The organism is Anaerocolumna sp. (assembly GCF_032079385.1).
Classification (GTDB): domain Bacteria; phylum Bacillota; class Clostridia; order Lachnospirales; family Lachnospiraceae; genus Anaerocolumna.
Map to the genome: position 1 here is coordinate 122,931 of NZ_DAMAUC010000010.1, position 19,885 is coordinate 142,815.

Consider the following 19,885-nt stretch of genomic DNA (forward strand, 5'->3'; position numbering starts at 1 on the left):
CGGAGGATTACCATGAACCAAAATTTCACGAAGTTCTTAAAGATTTCGACCTTTTGTATGGGCGGAATGGTATTATTTTCTCTTAATGCCGCGGTAGCAAAGGCTGAGGCTGTAGTTGGTGAGAAGGCTGTTGCAGGAATTACAGTACCACTTGAGAAATACAGCGAAGTAAGTGAAGCTGTTAAGAATAAAGAAATAGAACTTGCCGATCAATATAATTATACCAATTTAGGTATTGCTAATGTTGAAAATCATTTAAATATACGGGAAAAACCGGGAGAAGACCAAAAAATCATTGGTAAATTACCGAAGAATGCAGGATGTACTATTCTTGAAACAGATGACAGCGGTTGGGCGAAGATTAAATCAGGTAAAGTTACCGGCTATGTAATGAGTTCCTACCTTATTACTGGAAATGAAGCAGTAACTTTAGCAAAGAAAGTAGGAGGTGTTGTAGCTACTGTTAATACTACAACTCTTAATGTAAGAGCAGAAGCTGGTCTCTTATCAAAAGTAATTACCAGTGTACCTATTGGTGAGGAATTTGAAGTGCTTGATTTCGATGAGGAATGGGTTAAAATCGGAGTAGACCAGGATAAGGGTTACGTATCCAGGCAGTATGTTGATTTAACCTATGAACTTATAAAAGGTGTTTCCGTAGAAGAAACAGTTACTGGAGTTTCCGGTATTCGAGCACAAATTGTAGCTTATGCAAAACAATTTGTAGGTAACCGTTATGTATGGGGCGGTAACAGTTTAACGAATGGAACTGACTGTTCTGGTTTTGTACATTTAATTTATAGGAATTTTGGATATTCCATTGCACGTCAATCCTCATCCTTATCACGTAATGGAACAAGGATTAATCCATCCAATGTAAAACCTGGTGACTTGGTATTCTACGGTAATGGCAGTTCAATTAATCATGTTGCTATGTATATTGGCAATGGTCAAATTGTTCATGCTAGTACTACAAGAACAGGAATAAAGATTTCTAATATGTATTATAGAAATCCAATCACTGCAGTTAGAATTATTAATGATTAACAAAATATAGGGCTTGTTACAAAACTGTCATTCTGAGCTTAGAATTTAGCTGTGCTGAGTTTTAAGCGAAGAATCTCATTACAAGGTGAGGTTCTTCGGCAGCTCTCAGAATGGCAGTTTATTATTTTAGGCATTTATTCCCTGATTTGATAAATTCTTTAGAAATTCTTAAATTGATAAGAATAATATAAAGAATGTCATTATATAATTGACATACATTTTGGAAAAAATTATAATGGCATTTGAGAGTGCATTGAATTTGAAATATTTCAAAGTTTGAAAACATTTCAATTTTCAAAGTTAATTCTTCAATTGAGAGTAAAACAGTGTGTGAAGTATTACAATATCAAGTCTTATATTTTAATTCTAAAACAAGGAAAGGTACGGATATTACTATGGAATTCGTTTATATTACAGGTGCGCTTATTATAGGAATTATTATTAAGAGCATCTATGATACAAAAAACAACAAAGAAAAATTAATTGCGAAGTTAAAAAAACAATGGGGTGAAATCCCCGAACAAGAATATACCACTGAAAGTTTAATATCTATCGCAAGCTATTATCGTTCTGTACAGGACGATTCACAAGATGTGGATGATATTACCTGGAACGATGTTTCTATGGATGAAATTTTTATGTTAATGAATAATACAAACAGTTCCATAGGTGAAGAATATCTGTATTCTGTATTAAGAAAATTAAAATACGATGAAAAAGATTTAAAGGAAAGAAACCGTCTTATAGAATTCTTTCAGCAAAATTCCGAGAAAAGAATGCAAGTACAGGTGACCCTTCGCAGGATGGGAAAATTAAAAGATATTTCTGTTTTCGAATATATTAATCGTTTGGATAACCTGGATATATCAAGCAATGTCCCTCATTATCTTATGATTATAGGATTACTTGGGGCCATAGCTTTGATATTCTTTAATCCTCCTATAGGCGGACTTTTAACTTTTGCCATGGTTACCAACAATATGATTCAATATTACCGCAAAAAAGCGGAAATTGAAGCTTATTTAAATGTTTGTTCCTATATAATAAGATTATTAGGTTGTGTGAAAGAATTTTCGAAATTAAATATTCCGGAAATAAAAGAATACATTACCCAATTGGAAGAAGCCAGCCAGAAATTCAATCAATTTAAAAAAGGTTCCAGAGTGGTGGCAGGTAAGAATCCAAACGGTGAGATGCTTGATATTGTATTGGACTATGTACGAATGCTATTCCATACGGATTTAATTAAATTTAACTCCATGCTGACTTGTTTTAAAAACAATCGCGAGACTTTAAATAAAATGTTTGTAACTATAGGTACTTTGGATAGTATGATAGCTGTTGCATCCTTTCGAGCTATGATGGATTATTATTCTTTACCGGAACTTGTATCCGGCGGAAAACCATTTTTACAGGCAGAAGAGTTATACCACCCTATGATTGATGAACCGGTTACCAATTCTATCTCAGAAGACCAGTGTATACTAATAACTGGTTCCAATGCATCTGGTAAATCAACATTTATAAAAACACTTGCTATAAATGCTATACTTTCTCAAACAATTTTCACATCCATGTGTAAGTCTTATAAGGCTAGTTATTTTTATGTTGCTTCTTCCATGGCTTTGCAGGATAATTTGTTAAATAAAGAAAGCTACTATATTGTTGAGATAAAATCCTTAAAACGTATTTTGGATAAGTTGAATTCAAATATTCCAACATTATGTTTTGTTGATGAAGTACTAAGAGGAACCAATACTTTAGAACGTGTTGCCGCTTCTTCCCAGATTCTGTACAGCTTTTCCCAGGCAAATGCTTTATGCTGTGCAGCTACTCATGACATTGAATTAACGCATATTTTAGAAAGATATTATTCCAATTATCATTTCCAGGAACAAGTGGTTGATAATAATGTATTATTTGATAAACTCCAGGCAGGAAGAGCAGTTTCAAGAAATGCAATTAAGCTGCTAAGTGTTATGGGGTATTCGGAAGATATAATTGATAATGCTACAAAAGCAGCAAATCAATTTTTAGAAGAGGGAAATTGGATTAATATCGAATAACAAGCACTTAAGCTGATTACCGGGAGGAACTATGTTTGGTTACGTAAATATATATAAGCCGGAACTAAAAATGAAAGATTTTTATAAGTATAGAGCTTATTATTGTGGTTTATGCAAAACCTTAAAAGATAAGTATGGTTCTTTCGGGCAAATGACATTGACATATGATATGACTTTTCTTATTATTTTATTAACTTCTCTCTATGAAAGTGATACAGAACACGGAATACACAGATGTATTGTACATCCGGTAAAGAAACATGATACACTTTGTAATGAGATTACGAATTATGCAGCGGATATGAATATCGTTCTTTCTTATTATCATCTTTTAGATGACTGGCAGGATGATAAAAGCATTGCAGGCTTTACCGGTACAAAACTATTGAAGAAGAAGTTTAAGAAGATTTGTGATAAGTATCCCAGACAATGCCAGACTATTGGGAGCAGCTTAAACCGACTGAAAGAATGTGAAAAAAACAATGACCAGAATATTGATTTGGTGTCCCGTTGCTTTGGGGAACTAATGTCTGAATTGTTTGTATATAAAGAAGATGTGTGGGAATCTGCATTAAGAAAATTCGGTTTCTTTTTAGGCAAGTATATATATATTATTGATGCTTATGAAGACTTGGAAGAAGACATAAAAAAGGGCAGATATAATCCATTAACATCGATTTCTCAAAAAGATTATTATGAAACAGAATGCAAGAACATACTTAATTTAATGTTAGCAGAATGTACCGGTGAATTCGAAAAACTGCCATGTTTGTTGGACGCGGACATATTAAGAAACATTTTATACGAGGGAGTTTGGACTAAGTTTGATTCTCTCCAAAAGAAAAAATTAGAGAACATTCAGAAATAATACCATGAAATTCGCAGAAAAGAGGAAGATATGATAGCAGATCCATATAAAATCCTTGGTGTTTCACCAAGTGCATCCAATGATGAAATTAAAAAGGCTTATAGAGAATTAAGCAGAAAATATCACCCGGATTCTTATATTGATAATCCATTAGCTGATTTAGCAGAAGAAAAATTTAAAGAAGTACAGGAAGCATATGATCAAATTATGAAGGAAAAAGAAGGTGGCTATTACGGAGGTCAAAGCACTTACTCTGGCGGTAGTGCGGATGAGCCGGTTGAAATGACTGCTGTAACCAACTATATTAATTCAGGACATTATAGAGAAGCTTTGAATGTCTTATCAGGGATTGGAAACCGTACTGCCAGATGGTATTATTACAGTGCTATTGCAAACGCTGGTATTGGAAATAATTATGAAGCGTTAAACCATGCTCAGACGGCAGTTAACATGGAACCGGGTAATCCTGAATATAGAAATATATTAAATCAATTACAATTTAGAGGACAAAGATATCAAAACACCCGCTATGGTGGTGACTCCGTTTTTGGAACTGGTAACATATGCTGTGATTTATGGTGCGCAGACACCTTATGTGAATGTATGGGAGGAGATTTGTGCCGATGTATCTAGGGGCAAAAAAGATGGCATTCTTAGGCATTTTACTTGCTATATCTGTAGTACTGGTTACATTAAGTGGAATATTAGAATTTAACACCCTTTTTTTTCTGGCCGGGGCAGCTTTCTGTGTCGGAATAGCCATACGGGAGTGTGGCATCAGGCTGGGACTGGGTTTCTTTATAGGCAGCATTGTCCTAAATTTCTTTCTGACACCCAATAAGTTCTATTGCATTACTTTTTCAGCAATGGGATTATATATTCTTATCAATGAATTTGCATGGGAAAAACTTGCTAAATTAAAGAATAGGAACCTTATATTGTGGGTGATTAAATATATTACATTTAATATTATTTATCTGCCATCTGTAATTCTTATGCCTCATCTGTTCTATCAAGGAACAATTCGTATAGAAATATGGGCCTTACTAATCCTTGGAGGACAGTTTGCCTTATTAATATTTGATAAAGCATATACTTACTTTCAGAGTTATATCTGGGGGAAATTTAGAAAGCGCTTTCATGTATGAACTATACTTGGTACATGTTTGCCTTTGCCTAGTGATAAGGAATTACTTTTCAAACCATGAATATTATGTTATAATGTTCACGTAAAAGCAGAGAATAACATGCTTGCTGGAAATAAGTTAAACATAAAGTTATGTAACGACCAGGCTGTCGCAAACAATAATCTGTCATTCTGAGAAAGCTTTTAAATCGAAGAATGGCAATTTTGCAACAGCCCCTTATATTTTTAAATGATAAAAAAGGGAGTAATTTATGAAGGTTACTATTTATACAGATGGTGCAGCCAGAGGAAATCCTGAGGGCCCCGGCGGTTATGGAACAATCCTTGTATTTGTTGATTCCAAGGGACAGGAACATATTCGGGAGCTGTCAGGGGGATATAAGAAAACAACCAACAATCGAATGGAATTAATGGCAGCAATTGCAGGCTTAGAGGCATTGACCAAGCCATGTGAAGTTGATTTGTATTCCGATTCACAATATCTGGTGAAAGCTTTTAATGATCACTGGCTGGAAGGGTGGATCAAAAAAGGCTGGAAACGGGGCAAAAACGAACCGGTTAAAAATGTGGATTTATGGAAACGGTTATTAGAAGCTATGAAACCTCATAAAGTAAACTTTGTCTGGGTAAAAGGACATGCAGGGCATCCTCAAAACGAACGTTGTGATGTCTTAGCAACCTCTGCTGCAGACGGAGATGAACTGATGGATGATGTAATCCTTTAGAATCCGCAGAGAATATAAAAGATAAATAAATAAAATACCATATGTTTAGAAGGGACGATTAACCATGGCAGAATTAACACCAATGATGCAGCAATACATGGAACTAAAAAGCCAATATAAAGATTGTATCTTATTTTACCGTTTGGGTGATTTTTATGAAATGTTCTTTGAAGATGCGATAATTTGTTCGAAAGAACTTGAGATAACTTTGACAGGTAAAAACTGCGGATTGGAGGAGAGAGCACCTATGTGCGGGATACCCTATCATGCAGTGGACGGCTATTTAAGTAAGTTAATAAGCCGGGGTTATCATGTTGCCATATGCGAGCAGGTAGAAGACCCAAAGGCTGCAAAGGGAATTGTTCGAAGAGAAGTCATAAGAATTGTAACACCCGGAACCAATATCAATCCTCAGGCATTGGATGAAAGCAAGAATAATTATCTAATGGGAATCGTACATACTACAAATGCCTACGGAATTAGTACGGTAGATGTAACAACCGGTGATTTTTATGTTACGGAAGTAGACTCCGACCGAAAATTACTGGACGAAATCACAAAATTCAATCCTTCTGAAATCATATGTAATAGTACATTTTTAGTAAGTGGTGTAGATATAGACGACCTGAAAAGCCGGCTTCAGATTTCCATATCCAATTTGGAAGCCTGGTATTTTGATGATGAGGGATGTGCCAAATCCTTAAAGGAACATTTTAATGTTTCTTCTTTAGATGGTCTTGGTTTAAGAGATTATACCATTGGTGTTATTGCTTCCGGTGCCGTATTACAGTATTTATATGAGACACAAAAGAACTCCTTAACCCATTTGACCAAAATTATGCCTTATGTGACAAGTAAATATATGCTATTAGACAGTTCCACAAGACGTAATCTGGAATTGACAGAAACCTTAAGAGAGAAGCAAAAGAGAGGTTCTCTTCTTTGGGTGCTGGATAAGACAAAGACTGCCATGGGTGCAAGATTATTAAGAAATTATCTGGAACAGCCACTAATTGATAAGGAAGAAATCAATATCCGTTTGGATGCCATAGCGGAATTAAACGATAGTGTAATTACGAGAGAAGAAATACGGGAATATTTAAATCCTATCTACGACTTAGAGCGTCTGATGGGACGAATCAGTTATAAAAGTGCGGGACCTAGAGACTTAATTGCCTTTAAGTCCTCCTTGTCCATGCTTCCACATATTAAGATTTTATTAAATACATCTTCCAGTAATTTATTAAAAAGTATTTTTGATAATTTAGATCCACTGGAAGACCTTTATAGCTTAATTGAAACGTCCATAGTAGAAGAACCGCCTATTACTGTTAGAGAAGGCGGTATCATCAAAGATGGTTTTCATGAAGAAGTGGATAAGCTTCGTAAAGCCAAAACAAAAGGGAAAACATGGCTGGCCGAACTGGAGAGCAGGGAAAAAGAAAAAACCGGAATTAAGAATCTTAGAATTAAATTTAACAAAGTATTTGGGTATTATCTGGAGGTAACTAATTCTTATCAAAATCTGGTTCCTGAAAATTGGATTCGGAAACAGACTTTAACCAACGCCGAGCGTTATACAACATCTGAATTAAAAGAATTGGAAGATGTAATTTTAGGTGCTGAGGATAAATTATTTTCTTTAGAATACGATTTATTCTGTGAAGTTCGTGACAAGATCGCATCGGAAGTAAGCCGTATCCAGCAAACAGCTAAATCTGTGGCAAAACTGGATGTATTTACATCCTTAGCCTTAGTTGCTGAAAGAAATAATTTTGTCAGACCGTCTATTAATGAAGACGGTGTCATCGACATCAAGGACGGCCGACATCCAGTTGTTGAAAAGATGATCTCCAACGATATGTTTGTGGCTAATGATACCTATCTTAATAATAAGGAAAAAAGAATCTCTATTATTACCGGTCCTAATATGGCTGGAAAATCGACCTATATGAGACAGACTGCATTGATCGTATTAATGGCTCAGGTAGGAAGCTTTGTACCTGCTGCCTATGCCAATATCGGAATTGTAGATCGAATCTTTACTCGTGTGGGTGCATCCGATGACTTGGCTTCCGGTCAAAGTACCTTTATGGTTGAAATGACGGAAGTAGCCAACATACTCCGAAATGCAACGAAAAACAGCTTACTTATTTTAGATGAGATTGGAAGAGGTACCAGCACCTTTGACGGATTAAGTATTGCATGGGCTGTGGTAGAACATATCAGTAATCCGAAGCTATTAGGAGCAAAAACATTGTTCGCAACCCATTACCATGAATTGACTGAATTAGAAGGCAAACTAGACAGTGTAAATAATTATTGCATTGCAGTAAAAGAGCAGGGAGAAGACATTGTCTTTCTTCGTAAAATAGTAAAAGGCGGTGCTGATAAAAGCTATGGAATTCAGGTAGCTAAATTAGCAGGAGTTCCTGAAAGTGTATTAAAAAGGGCAAATGAAATTGTAGAAGAATTAAGTCAAAATGACATTACGGAAAAAGCAAGGGCAATTGCGGATTCCCACAGTAATCAGGAAAACATACCGGATGATTCTTCTGATAAGGATTATGTTGCTGAAGCAGATAATGAAACAAATCCTCATTATAAAGCAAAGAAAAAGCATACGGATATACCAAATCAGATGTCATTCTTTGATTTTAATGATGTCTTAAATCCCTATGAAGATATTATAAAGGAATTAAAGACGATCAATTTAAATTCTATGACTCCTATGGAGGCCATGAATATACTTTATGAATTACAGCAAAAAATCCACTAGAACTAATCTGGTACATAGAATACATTTGGTACTTTAATAGTAGTACTTTACGTTAATTTAGAAAGAATAGAGGTGAACATATGACGAAAATAACGGTTTTAGACGAGAGCACGATTAATCAAATAGCTGCCGGTGAAGTAATCGAACGTCCGGCGGCGGTGGTAAAGGAATTAGTAGAAAATTCTATAGATGCAGGTGCTAATGCCATTACAGTAGAAATCAAGGAGGGCGGTATCAGCTTTATTCGAATTACGGACAATGGTTCCGGTATAGATGAAGAGGACATGCCGCTGGTTTTCTTAAGACATTCCACCAGCAAAATTAGAACAGCTGAGGATTTGTTAAGTGTTTCCAGTTTGGGATTTCGTGGTGAGGCGTTATCCAGTATAGCTGCTATAGCCCAGGTGGAACTTGTGACTAAAACAGCCGAAGCTTTCTCAGGTATCAGATACCAAATTGCAGGGGGCGAAGAGAAGAGTATGGAACATATAGGCTGTCCCGGCGGTACTACCTTTATCGCAAGAAATCTTTTCTATAATACACCGGCAAGAAGAAAGTTCTTAAAATCTCCGGTTACGGAAGCCGGATACATTAGTGACCTGATGGAACGTTTATCGGTATCTCATCCAAACGTTGCCTTTAAATTTATTAATAATAACCAAATTAAGCTTCACACATCGGGAAATAATAATTTAAAAGATATTATATATCATGTTTATGGAAGGGATATAGCATCTCATCTGGTAACGGTGGAAGGTGATGCAGATGGGCTGAGTATAGATGGTTTTATTGCAAAACCTATTGTTTCCCGGGGAAACCGCAATTATGAGAATTATTTTATTAATGGAAGATACATTAAGAGCAGCTTAATCAGCAAAGCAATTGAAGAAGCATTTCGGCCCTTTTCTATGACCCACCGTTATCCTTTTACCTGTCTTCATTTGCATATTCCAAGTGAGTTAATTGATGTAAATGTACACCCAGCTAAATTAGAAATCCGTTTTAAGAACGGTGATGAAGTTTATCGGCTAGTTTATCATGCTGTTAAAAATTCTTTAGAGGGAAAAGAGTTAATACCTTCTGTTTCATTAGAAGATAAAAGCAAAGAGAAAGTTGTTATTACTGAGAAAATACCGGAACCATTTGAAGTCAATCGAAGAATGGAAGAATTAAAAGAAAAGAATGAGAATTTAGTTTCAAATAATAATTCCCTGCTTAATTACGGAGCAGGCAATAAAGGGAGTTCAAGTTCATATACCTATAATAGATATATGGATGCAGCAGGTGATCTGAATCTTAATAATACGCCTGTTTCAGAAGAAACAAAGGAATTAATAAAAGAAACAGAAATCGGAAAATTTCAAGAAGTGGTTAAAACTGCAACTCCTGTGATTAAAGAAACCACTCAGTATAATACTTTAGATACGAATGATGTTTCTTCTGATGCAGATAAAAAGGAATCTTTTTTTAACGATTCTTCTGTAATCATAAGCAAACCGGAACAGCTTTCCTTTATATCAGAGAAAGCGAAAGAAAATCACCGAATTGTGGGACAAGTATTCTCTACTTATTGGATCGTTGAATTCAGAGATAAAATGTATTTAATTGATCAGCATGCAGCTCACGAAAAGGTACTATATGAAAAAACAATGAAAGCACTTCATGAAAAGCAATATAACGCACAGATGTTGGAACCACCTGTGATTCTTTCTTTGAGCATGAGAGAAGAAGAGATAATTCAAAAATACAGCAAAGAATTAAAGCGTATTGGTTTTGAAATAGAAGAGTTTGGCGGTAAGGAATATGCGGTTCGTGCTATTCCCGGTGATTTGTTCGGTTTGGCTCAAAAAGAAATTCTTATTGAAATGATTGACGAATTGGTTGATGAGGCTCATAATGAAACACCGGATATTATATTGGAGAAAATAGCTTCCGTTTCCTGTAAAGCAGCAGTAAAGGGAAATCATAGAATTTCCTCTCAAGACGCTTCTTCTTTGATTGATCAGCTGCTGACTTTAGAAAATCCTTATCATTGCCCTCATGGCAGACCAACTATAATCTCCATGAGTAAATATGAATTAGAAAAGAAATTTAAGAGAATTGTTTAATTTAGATACAAGTATTTGAGTATATTCCTCAAATATATATTAAAACTTATTATCATAATAAGTAATTATAAAGGAAGTATTTTATGAAGAAACCATTGATTATTTTAACAGGGCCAACTGCTGTAGGAAAAACCGATTTATCCATTAAACTTGCCAAAGCTGTCAATGGAGAGATTATTTCTGCTGATTCCATGCAGGTGTATAAACATATGGATATTGGAACTGCGAAAATAATGCCCTCCGAAATGGAGGGTATCAAGCATTATCTTATTGATGAACTTAATCCTCAAGAAGATTTTAATGTTGTGAAGTTTAAGGAATATGCAGAAAAGTACATGGCAGAAATTTATGCAAAAAACAAAATTCCGATTATTGCAGGAGGTACCGGTTTTTATATACAAGCAGTCCTGTATGGTATTGACTTTGAGGAAAATGATGAAGATACTTCCCATGAGATTTCCTATAGAAAGGAATTAGAAGATTTAGTTAAGGAAAAAGGTGAACTTTATGTTCATTCTATGTTACAGGCAGTAGATCCGGCATCTGCAAATTCCATTCATCCAAATAACATAAAGCGTGTAATTCGTGCCTTGGAATATTACAAACTGACCGGGAATAAAATATCAGAACATAATGAAGAACAAAGACAAAAAGAATCTCCCTATAATTTCTGTTATTTTGTATTAAATAATCAGAGAGAGGTTCTATATGAAAGAATCAATAAGCGGGTTGATATAATGTTGGAACAAGGGCTGATAGAAGAGGTAAAACATTTATTAGACATGGGTTGTACGAAAGACATGGTTTCCATGAAAGGGTTAGGGTACAAGGAAATTATAGAGTATCTTGAAGGTAAATGTACCTTAGAAGAGGCAGTCTATATTTTAAAAAGAGATACAAGACATTTCGCTAAACGTCAATTAACCTGGTTTAAGCGTGAAAAAGATGTGACTTGGATAAATAAGGACCGGTACAATAACCATGAAGCTGAAGTATTAGAAGCAATAATACAAGAAGTTCAGTTGAAAAATATAATATAAAGTGTAATGTGTAATGTTTTTCATAATAAGAACAAATAATTTTATAAAAGGTCATTATAGACGCAGTGAAAATACAAGGTATCTTGAAAATTTTTCACTGCGTTCCCAATGACCTGACAAAACGATATAAAAAATAATACAACTTGAGTTTATTACAACAAACTATTCTAACCGCTTATCTCAATAAATTTGACATGATATTTATACAGGAAAGGAAAACGAATGAATACGCAATTAAATAAAATATATAATGATCTTCATATTGATAACAAAATACTAAATTTCTGCGAAAGAATTGAGCAAAATCTAAAGGAACGCTTTGATGAAATAGATAGAATCGCTGAATATAATCAGTTGAAGGTTTTAAAGGCTATGCAGGATAACAGAGTGAGTGATATCCATTTTGCAGCTACCACAGGATATGGCTATAATGATATAGGCCGTGATACTTTAGAAAGTGTATATGCTTCCGTATTTCATGCAGAATCTGCCCTTGTAAGGCCACAGCTAATCAGTGGAACTCATGCTTTAAGCACTGCTTTATCCGGTAACCTTCGCCCGGAAGATGAAATCTTATCTCCGGTCGGAAAACCATATGACACCTTAGAGGGAGTTATTGGAATTCGTGAATCCAGAGGTTCTTTAGCAGAGTATGGTATTACCTATGCTCAAGTTGATCTCTTGCCGGATGGTGAATTTGATTATGACGGAATTAAAAATGCACTTAATGACAGAACAAAATTAGTTACCATTCAACGTTCTAAAGGTTATGCAACCAGACCAACCCTATCTGTAAAACGAATTGGAGAACTAATTTCCTATATAAAAAATTTGAAACCTGATGTAATCTGTATGGTAGATAATTGTTACGGTGAATTTGTGGAAACAATAGAACCAACGGACGTGGGAGCCGATTTATGCGTAGGCTCTTTAATTAAAAATCCGGGTGGTGGATTGGCACCTATTGGCGGCTATATAGTAGGAAAAGAAGAATATGTTGATAATGCAGCCTTTCGCCTTACTGCTCCTGGACTTGGTAAAGAAGTAGGTGCTACATTAGGCATTAATAGTTTGTTGTATCAGGGCTTCTTTATGGCTCCACAGGTTGTATCAGGAGCTTTAAAAGCAGCTATCTATGCGGCAAATATTTACGAAAAGTTAGGATTTACCGCAATTCCTAATGGAACAGAACACCGTTATGATATTATACAGGCAATCACTTTGGGAAGCCCTGAGGGTGTTATAGCATTTTGTAAAGGGATTCAGGCTGCCGCACCTGTAGATAGTTACGTAGTTCCTGAGCCATGGCCTATGCCGGGATATCACTCCGACGTAATTATGGCGGCCGGTGCTTTCGTTCAGGGATCTTCTATAGAGCTAAGCGCAGATGCCCCAATTGAACCGCCTTATGCTGTATATTTTCAAGGAGGATTAACCTGGTACCATGGAAAACTTGGTATTCTCATGTCAGTTCAAAAACTCTATGAGGAAAACTTAATACAGTTATAAGGTATAAGGATTTTATGGAATTTTAGTATACAAACATATGGATTTGTGTTAGAATGGACACTAGAAATGGTATAATTGGAGGAAACTTTTATGTCTAGAGTTGGCGGTAAAAATTCATGGGCACTGTTGCTAATTATTTTAGCAGGTGTTGTTTTAGGAGGATTTATCGGTTATTTAGCAAAAGATGTACCTTATTTATCATGGCTTAATTATGGTCAGGAGTTTGGTATTGGCAATGGAAATGACCATAGTACCGTAAGCCTGAATTTAGGCGTTTTGGTAATCAACTTTGGAATAAGAATTAAATTTACCATAGCCGGAATAATTGGAATAGTCTTGGGAATCATTATCTACCGTAAGCTTTAATAATAGGCATCCTGCTATTTTCTTGGAGAGAGAAGATTAGGAGGAATCATGAATAAAAAGTTTTATACCGTTAAAGAATTACCATTATCTGAAAGGCCCTATGAAAAATGTGAAAAATATGGGCCCAGTGTTTTGTCTGATGCAGAACTTCTTGCAGTAATTATACGTTCCGGTTCTAAGAATGAACGAGGAGTAGATGTTGCAACTAAGGTTTTAAATTACTCTAAGGTTTATCCTGGACTACTTGGACTTAATCATATGAATATGAAAGAGCTGATATCCATCAAAGGAATCGGAAGAGTAAAAGCAATACAATTATTATGTATGACCGAATTGACAAAACGAATGGCAAAAGCCACTGGCGCAGATGCAATTCGTTTAACCAGTCCATCTTCAGTTGCTAATTACTATATGCAGGATATGCGTCATTTGACCCAGGAAAAAGTTCTTCTTATTATGTTGGATTCAAAAAGTAAGATATTAAAAGATATGATTATTTCTTCCGGAACTGTGAATAGTTCACTATTGTCCCCAAGAGAAATATTTCTTCATGCTTTAAAGTATGAAGCAGTAAATATTATAATCTTACATAATCATCCCAGTGGAGACCCCACACCTAGTAAAGAAGATATACATACTACAAAAAGACTAAAAGAAGTTGGAAATTTAATAGGTATTAAGCTTATGGATCACATAATTATTGGAGATAATAGATATATAAGTCTTGGTGAAGAAGGCTATTTATAATTTCCAGGGCGGTGTAATCACCGTTGCCTTTTTGTTAGTATTTTGGAATTGATGAATTATATGGTGAGCATCACAAATGATTCTGTTCCAATGACGTGTTATAAATTTGGAATGAGACAGCTTGTATGGCAGGAAAAATATATGGAATTGATTTTGGAACAAGCACCATTAAGATATACCATAAAAACGAAGGTATTATACTCGACGAGAAAAATGTAATTGCAATTGCAAATAAGAAAAAGATAATAGCAGTAGGTAATGAAGCTTATGAAATGTATGGAAAAGCACCTACTAATATTCAAGTTACCTATCCGGTTAGGAATGGTGTAATTGCAGACTTAGTGAATATGCTTGAATTATTAAATTATTTATTAAAGAAAATTAATGCAAGGAGCAGCCGTTTTTCTTCAGCAGAGTTTGTTTTGGCAACTCCAACTGACATTACAGAAGTAGAAAAGCGAGCATTTTTTGACTTGGTAGCAAGTTCTAATGCGAAACCTAAAAATATACGTATGGTAGAAAAACCAATTGCGGATGCTGTTGGAGCAGGTTTGGATGTTACTAATGCCAGGGGTGTTATGGTAGTAGATATCGGAGCTGATACTACAGAAATCTCCATTATGTCTTTAGGCGGCATTGTTATCAGTAAGTTGGTACCAGTTGGCGGCAATCGATTCGATGAAACTATTAAATCCTTTGTTAAAAAAACTTACAACTTGGTAATTGGAGATAAAACAGCAGAATATATTAAGATTCAATTAGCTTCTGCACTTCCGAAAGAAGAAAAAAGTATAAAAATATATGGACGTAACCTTGTAACAGGACTTCCTACTGAGGTAGACGTTAGTTCTGCCATGGCTTATGAATCTATATTGGAACATTTCCATACTATCGTAGATTCAGTTAAAATTATTCTGGAGAGAACTCCACCAGAAATCTCTTCGGATATTATTGATTCAGGTATCTATGTGACTGGTGGTTCAGCATCCATACTTGGTTTAAAAGAATTAATTGCACAAGAAACAGATTTAATGATAAATGTTTGTGAAAATGCATCCAATACTGTAGTAAGTGGTTTGGGACGAATTATTGAGGATCCTAAACTATCCTCCTTAGCCCTGACACAAAAACAGGCTAATTTTGGTTAAAATTCAGGATATATAAAAAAGCTGACACCCAAATTCGTGGTGTTTCGGCAGAATGGAGATTATTATGAGACGACGGACTAGGTTAAATCTGAATCCGAAACATGTGTTCATAGCTGTCGCTATCCTTTGTTTTGCTTTAATGTTTCTTTCTTATCAATTTGGGGATGAGTTATCTCCATTTAAAGCAACTGTTGGAAACATCATTAGTCCTATGCAAAAAGGTATTAATACCGTAGGGCATTCCGTGTTTAATGGATTTGAAAAAATAGCTAGTTTAAATAAATTAGAGGAAGAAAACACTCGGTTAAAAGAAGAAAATAATGTTTTATCTTATGAAAACAAGATTCTTCTTCAAGATAAATATGAGTTAGACAGGTTTCGTGATTTATATAAATTAGATAAAAAATATGCCGATTATCCAAAAGTTGCTGCAAGAGTCATAAGTGCAGATCCAAACAATTGGTTTAATACCTTTACCATCGACAAAGGATCTGATGATGGCATTGCAGTAGATATGAATGTAATTGCCGGTAATGGTTTAGTTGGAATTATTGAAACGGTTGGAAAAAACCATTCAATTGTACGATCCATTATTGACGACTCCAGTAGTGTCAGTGGTATGTTTTTAAAAACTTCTGATATCTGTGTAGTTAAAGGAGACTTAGCGAAATTAGAAAAAGGTGTATTACCAGTAGAATTAATAAAAAAAGACGCTGATATATATGATGGATATGAAGTAGTAACCTCAAATATTAGTCCTAAATATCTACAAGGAATATTAATAGGTTACATAAGTAATATAACCTTAGATTCCAATAATCTATCTAAAACAGCAGATTTAACGCCAGCTGTCGACTTTGAAAATTTACAAGAAGTTTTAATTATTACAGAAGTTAAAGAAAAACTGGAATAAGTTATCCCGGGAGGATATTCGTGAAACGATTTATAATTATTGCCATTGAAATTTTAATATGTTTTTTGTTACAAACCACAATATTCCAATGGATAGCTCTTGCTAATGTTGTTCCAAATCTGTTATTAATACTAACCGTATCCAATGGATTTTTAAGAGGTAGAAAGTCTGGTTTAACAGTCGGATTCTTTTGTGGTCTATTAGTAGATTTATGCTTTGGAAATTTAATTGGCTTATATGCGTTTATGTATATGGTAATTGGATATATTAATGGCTTTGCTAATATCGTATTTGAAAGAGACGACCAAATCATCCCTATAATATTAGTAGGCATCAGCAACTTTTTTTATTTCTTCTTATACTATGTTTTTAATTTTTTGTTAAGAGGTAAATTAAACATCTTCTTTTACTTTACAAGAATTGGTTTGCCAGAAATCGTATATACCTTATTAATATCAATTTTTTTACTTAAGTTATTTTATATTATTAATAAACATATGGAAAAAGCTGAACAAAAGGAGGTCTAAGTTATGTTTGATATTATTATAGAAAAATTAAAACAAATGGTTACCTCCAGGTTAGTTCCCATTGGTCTCATATTTATTATATTATTTGGTACTTTGGTAAATAGGCTTTTTGTACTTCAAATTGTCCAAGGAAAGGAACATTCAAAAGATGTTTCTTTAAAAAGAGTAAAAACAAGAGAGCTTAAAAGTGCAAGAGGAAATATATATGACAAAAAGGGCGTTTTATTAGCCTATAATGAGCTTACCTTTGCGGTGGTTTTGAAAGAAAATACTGAACTTAATAATAATGCTGACAAAAATACCATGCTTCATAAATTGATTACCCTATTAGAAAAACACGGAAATGAAATAGAGAGTGAATTTGGTATATCCATTAATGAAAGTGGAGAATTGTATTTTACTGTGGAAGGTAACGCAGAATTACGATTTAAGAAAAATGTATATGGGCACCGTTCGGTAAATGAGTTAACTGAGGAAGAAAAAAATGCTACTGCTCAGGAAGTATTTGAACATATGAGACATGGTAAATATATGTTTGCTATTTCAGATGATTACACCTTGGAAGAAACATTAAAGATTATGACCTTACGTTATGCCATCTATACCAACTACCCAAAATACAATCAGATTATTATTGCATCCAATGTAAGTGATGAAACGGTGGCTGCCATAGTGGAAAACAGCAAAATTCTTCCAGGAGTTGAGATTGAACAGCAAACTTATCGTAAGTATAATGAAAGTGTATATTTTGCCCACATACTGGGCTATACCGGTTTAATAAATGCAGAAGAGTTAGAAAAAAATAAAGAATTTGATTACAACAGTTCCGATGTTATCGGCAAATCCGGTATTGAAAAAGAATTTGAATCCTACCTTGCCGGAACTAAGGGCTTAGAGAATATTTCTGTAAATAACTTAGGAAAGTATCTGGATACAATTGACCGTCTTGACCCTGTTGCGGGAAACGATATTTATTTAACAATAGACAGCGATTTGCAAAAAGCAATTTATCACATAATTGAGAAGAATCTGGCAGGTATTTTATTATCCAAAATAAATAATAGCATGAATGCAGGGACAAAAGGTACATCTGCTTCTGATATTCGTATACCGATTTATGATGTTTACTATAATTTAATTAATAATAATGTAATTGATGTAAATGCTTTAAATAAAGACGATGCCACAGCATTAGAAAAACAGGTATATAATAAGTTTTCATCAAAACAAAAAGATGCCTTACGTGAAATCAAATCTCTACTTGCCTATGAAAATACTTCTTTATATAGCAGTTTGTCACAAGAAGAAAAAGATTATATTTCTTATATCTATTCAGAATTATTAGTGAAAGGTAAACTAATTCTTAGTACATCTGGGGGTAGCAGCACTTCCGGCAGTGGGTCTAATGAGACGGTTCCCTACAATTATAGTAATTTTGAAGAGAATAAATTCAGCTTTAGTCAATTTCTTCAACAAGCAATTGCAAGTAACAATATTGATTTAACTAAGTTAGATATTAGTGACCAGTATTATAATACAGAAGAAATTTACGAAAAGTTATTGGAAACCATAGTAGATACACTAAAAAATGATAGTAAATTTGATAAGATATTATATAAATCCTTGGTATATTCGTATAAATTATCAGGAAAGGAAATTTGTCTTTTATTATTTGACCAAGGTGTGATAAAATACAATAAGGAAGAAAAATCTAATTTAGAAAATGATGTAATATCGGCTTATTCCTTTGTTACAGATAAAATAAGGACATTAGAAATTACTCCTGCACAGCTAGCTTTAGATCCCTGCAGTGCTTCCGTTGTAGTTACGGATGTAAATACTGGTGATGTACTTGCAATGGTCTCTTATCCAAGTTATGATAATAACATGTTGGCTAATAAAGTGGATGCTGCTTATTATAATAAACTGAATAATGACCTTACATTTCCTTTAAACCACCGTGCAACCAAGCAAAAGACCGCACCGGGATCTACCTATAAAATGGTCTCTGCGACAGCTTTACTGGAAGAAGGGGCAGTAGGTCCAACAGAAACCATTTTGGATAAAACCGTTTTTGATAAAATCAAACCCTCTCCAAGGGACTGGACAACACATAGCCATGGAAAAGTAGAGGTTACTACTGCGTTGGAGGTTTCTTGTAACTATTTTTTTTATGAAGGTTCATGGCGCTTAGGTATGGACAGTACCGGTAAGAATAATGATAAAATGGGTCTTGAAAAACTTGCAAAATATGCAAAACTTTTTGGTTTTGGTGAAAAATCCGGTGTTGAAGTAGAAGAATATGAACCTCATATTTCGGATAAATATTCCGTTCCTTCTGCAATTGGCCAGGGTACTAACGATTATGTACCCGTACAGATTGCCCGCTATGTAACTACCGTTGCAAACAGTGGAAAACGCTTTGATTTAACATTGCTGGATAGAATTCAAGATAAAGATAATAATGTTTTGTTGGATAATAAAGCAAAATATACAGAATTAACTGATATTAAAAATTCCACATGGGATTTAATTCATCAGGGAATGTATAAAGTTGCAAATGGTGCAAGAAGTTCATCCAGTAAAATGTTTAAAGATTTTGGAGTAACCGTTGCCGGTAAAACAGGAACGGCTCAAGAAAGCAAATTAAAACCCAACCACGCTTTATTTGTTTCCTATGCTCCTTATAACGCACCAGAAATATCAGTAACAACCGTAATTCCAAACGGACATGGTTCCTCCAATGCGGTGGAACTTACCAGGGATGTTTACAGTTATTATTTTGATTTGGAAGATAAAGATAAGTTAGTAAACGGCTTTGCAGAATTACCGGAAACGGAATCCAGAGGATTTGCCGATTAATAAATCCTGCTAAAACAAGGAAGTCTCTTATTC

16 protein-coding genes are annotated in these 19,885 nt (G+C 34.6%); all 16 read left to right on the forward strand.

Annotated features, from left to right (window positions below; translation table 11 throughout):
* Nucleotides 1–12 precede the first annotated feature (12 nt).
* The 16 genes from RT261_RS10080 to RT261_RS10155 all read left to right on the forward strand — a co-directional run bounded on the left by RT261_RS10080 (nt 13) and on the right by RT261_RS10155 (nt 19,852).
* Nucleotides 13–1,047 carry a C40 family peptidase gene (locus tag RT261_RS10080; protein WP_313132232.1) on the forward strand — a complete coding sequence of 345 codons (1,035 nt, stop codon included), beginning with the start codon at nt 13–15 and terminating at the stop codon, nt 1,045–1,047.
* A gap of 326 nt (nt 1,048–1,373) precedes the next feature.
* A complete protein-coding gene (locus tag RT261_RS10085) occupies nt 1,374–3,113 on the forward strand; it encodes a MutS-related protein (RefSeq protein WP_313132234.1) in 1,740 nt (579 codons plus the stop codon).
* A 31-nt stretch (nt 3,114–3,144) separates the two neighbouring features.
* A complete protein-coding gene (locus RT261_RS10090) occupies nt 3,145–3,981 on the forward strand; it encodes a DUF5685 family protein (RefSeq protein ID WP_313132235.1) in 837 nt (278 codons plus the stop codon).
* A 30-nt stretch (nt 3,982–4,011) separates the two neighbouring features.
* Entirely contained in the window at nt 4,012–4,614 is a 603-nt protein-coding gene (locus tag RT261_RS10095; protein WP_313132236.1) for a J domain-containing protein, read from the forward strand.
* A complete protein-coding gene (locus RT261_RS10100; protein ID WP_442871772.1) occupies nt 4,605–5,129 on the forward strand; it encodes a hypothetical protein in 525 nt (174 codons plus the stop codon). Before RT261_RS10095 ends, RT261_RS10100 begins: the two co-directional genes overlap by 10 nt.
* A 250-nt stretch (nt 5,130–5,379) precedes the next feature.
* Nucleotides 5,380–5,853: a ribonuclease HI gene (gene rnhA / locus RT261_RS10105; protein WP_313132238.1), complete on the forward strand. Its 474-nt coding sequence runs from the start codon at nt 5,380–5,382 to the stop codon at nt 5,851–5,853.
* Between the two features lie 64 nt (nt 5,854–5,917).
* Complete coding sequence (gene mutS / locus RT261_RS10110) at nt 5,918–8,632, forward strand: DNA mismatch repair protein MutS (RefSeq protein WP_313132239.1); 2,715 nt, start codon at nt 5,918–5,920, stop codon at nt 8,630–8,632.
* An 80-nt stretch (nt 8,633–8,712) separates the two neighbouring features.
* Nucleotides 8,713–10,740 carry a DNA mismatch repair endonuclease MutL gene (gene mutL / locus RT261_RS10115; RefSeq protein ID WP_313132241.1) on the forward strand — a complete coding sequence of 676 codons (2,028 nt, stop codon included), beginning with the start codon at nt 8,713–8,715 and terminating at the stop codon, nt 10,738–10,740.
* Between the two features lie 83 nt (nt 10,741–10,823).
* A complete protein-coding gene (miaA, locus tag RT261_RS10120; RefSeq protein WP_313132242.1) occupies nt 10,824–11,780 on the forward strand; it encodes a tRNA (adenosine(37)-N6)-dimethylallyltransferase MiaA in 957 nt (318 codons plus the stop codon).
* A 222-nt stretch (nt 11,781–12,002) separates the two neighbouring features.
* On the forward strand, nt 12,003–13,289 hold the full coding sequence (locus RT261_RS10125; protein WP_313132244.1) for a methionine gamma-lyase family protein: 1,287 nt from the start codon (nt 12,003–12,005) through the stop codon (nt 13,287–13,289).
* Nucleotides 13,290–13,379: 90 nt separating this feature from the next.
* Nucleotides 13,380–13,655 carry a DUF4321 domain-containing protein gene (locus RT261_RS10130; protein WP_313132245.1) on the forward strand — a complete coding sequence of 92 codons (276 nt, stop codon included), beginning with the start codon at nt 13,380–13,382 and terminating at the stop codon, nt 13,653–13,655.
* 48 nt (nt 13,656–13,703) lie between these two features.
* Nucleotides 13,704–14,402, forward strand: a complete 699-nt coding sequence (gene radC / locus RT261_RS10135) for a RadC family protein (protein WP_313132246.1) — start codon at nt 13,704–13,706, stop codon at nt 14,400–14,402.
* Nucleotides 14,403–14,527: 125 nt separating this feature from the next.
* On the forward strand, nt 14,528–15,550 hold the full coding sequence (locus RT261_RS10140) for a rod shape-determining protein (protein WP_313132248.1): 1,023 nt from the start codon (nt 14,528–14,530) through the stop codon (nt 15,548–15,550).
* A 64-nt stretch (nt 15,551–15,614) separates the two neighbouring features.
* Nucleotides 15,615–16,463, forward strand: coding sequence for a rod shape-determining protein MreC (gene mreC / locus RT261_RS10145; RefSeq protein WP_313132249.1), 849 nt, complete (start codon nt 15,615–15,617; stop codon nt 16,461–16,463).
* 20 nt (nt 16,464–16,483) lie between these two features.
* Nucleotides 16,484–16,990 carry a rod shape-determining protein MreD gene (gene mreD, locus RT261_RS10150; protein ID WP_313132251.1) on the forward strand — a complete coding sequence of 169 codons (507 nt, stop codon included), beginning with the start codon at nt 16,484–16,486 and terminating at the stop codon, nt 16,988–16,990.
* A 3-nt stretch (nt 16,991–16,993) separates the two neighbouring features.
* Entirely contained in the window at nt 16,994–19,852 is a 2,859-nt protein-coding gene (locus RT261_RS10155) for a penicillin-binding transpeptidase domain-containing protein (RefSeq protein WP_313132252.1), read from the forward strand.
* Nucleotides 19,853–19,885 lie beyond the last annotated feature (33 nt).

Bases quoted from the DNA above. Each gene is read 5' to 3' on its own strand.
- RT261_RS10080 (WP_313132232.1), top strand. From the start codon at position 13: ATGAACCAAAATTTCACGAAGTTCTTAAAGATTTCGACCTTTTGTATG.
- RT261_RS10090 (WP_313132235.1), top strand. From the start codon at position 3,145: ATGTTTGGTTACGTAAATATATATAAGCCGGAACTAAAAATGAAAGAT.
- RT261_RS10095 (WP_313132236.1), top strand. From the start codon at position 4,012: ATGATAGCAGATCCATATAAAATCCTTGGTGTTTCACCAAGTGCATCC.
- RT261_RS10100 (WP_442871772.1), top strand. From the start codon at position 4,605: ATGTATCTAGGGGCAAAAAAGATGGCATTCTTAGGCATTTTACTTGCT.
- rnhA (WP_313132238.1), top strand. From the start codon at position 5,380: ATGAAGGTTACTATTTATACAGATGGTGCAGCCAGAGGAAATCCTGAG.
- mutS (WP_313132239.1), top strand. From the start codon at position 5,918: ATGGCAGAATTAACACCAATGATGCAGCAATACATGGAACTAAAAAGC.
- mutL (WP_313132241.1), top strand. From the start codon at position 8,713: ATGACGAAAATAACGGTTTTAGACGAGAGCACGATTAATCAAATAGCT.
- miaA (WP_313132242.1), top strand. From the start codon at position 10,824: ATGAAGAAACCATTGATTATTTTAACAGGGCCAACTGCTGTAGGAAAA.
- RT261_RS10125 (WP_313132244.1), top strand. From the start codon at position 12,003: ATGAATACGCAATTAAATAAAATATATAATGATCTTCATATTGATAAC.
- RT261_RS10130 (WP_313132245.1), top strand. From the start codon at position 13,380: ATGTCTAGAGTTGGCGGTAAAAATTCATGGGCACTGTTGCTAATTATT.
- radC (WP_313132246.1), top strand. From the start codon at position 13,704: ATGAATAAAAAGTTTTATACCGTTAAAGAATTACCATTATCTGAAAGG.
- RT261_RS10140 (WP_313132248.1), top strand. From the start codon at position 14,528: ATGGCAGGAAAAATATATGGAATTGATTTTGGAACAAGCACCATTAAG.
- mreC (WP_313132249.1), top strand. From the start codon at position 15,615: ATGAGACGACGGACTAGGTTAAATCTGAATCCGAAACATGTGTTCATA.
- RT261_RS10155 (WP_313132252.1), top strand. From the start codon at position 16,994: ATGTTTGATATTATTATAGAAAAATTAAAACAAATGGTTACCTCCAGG.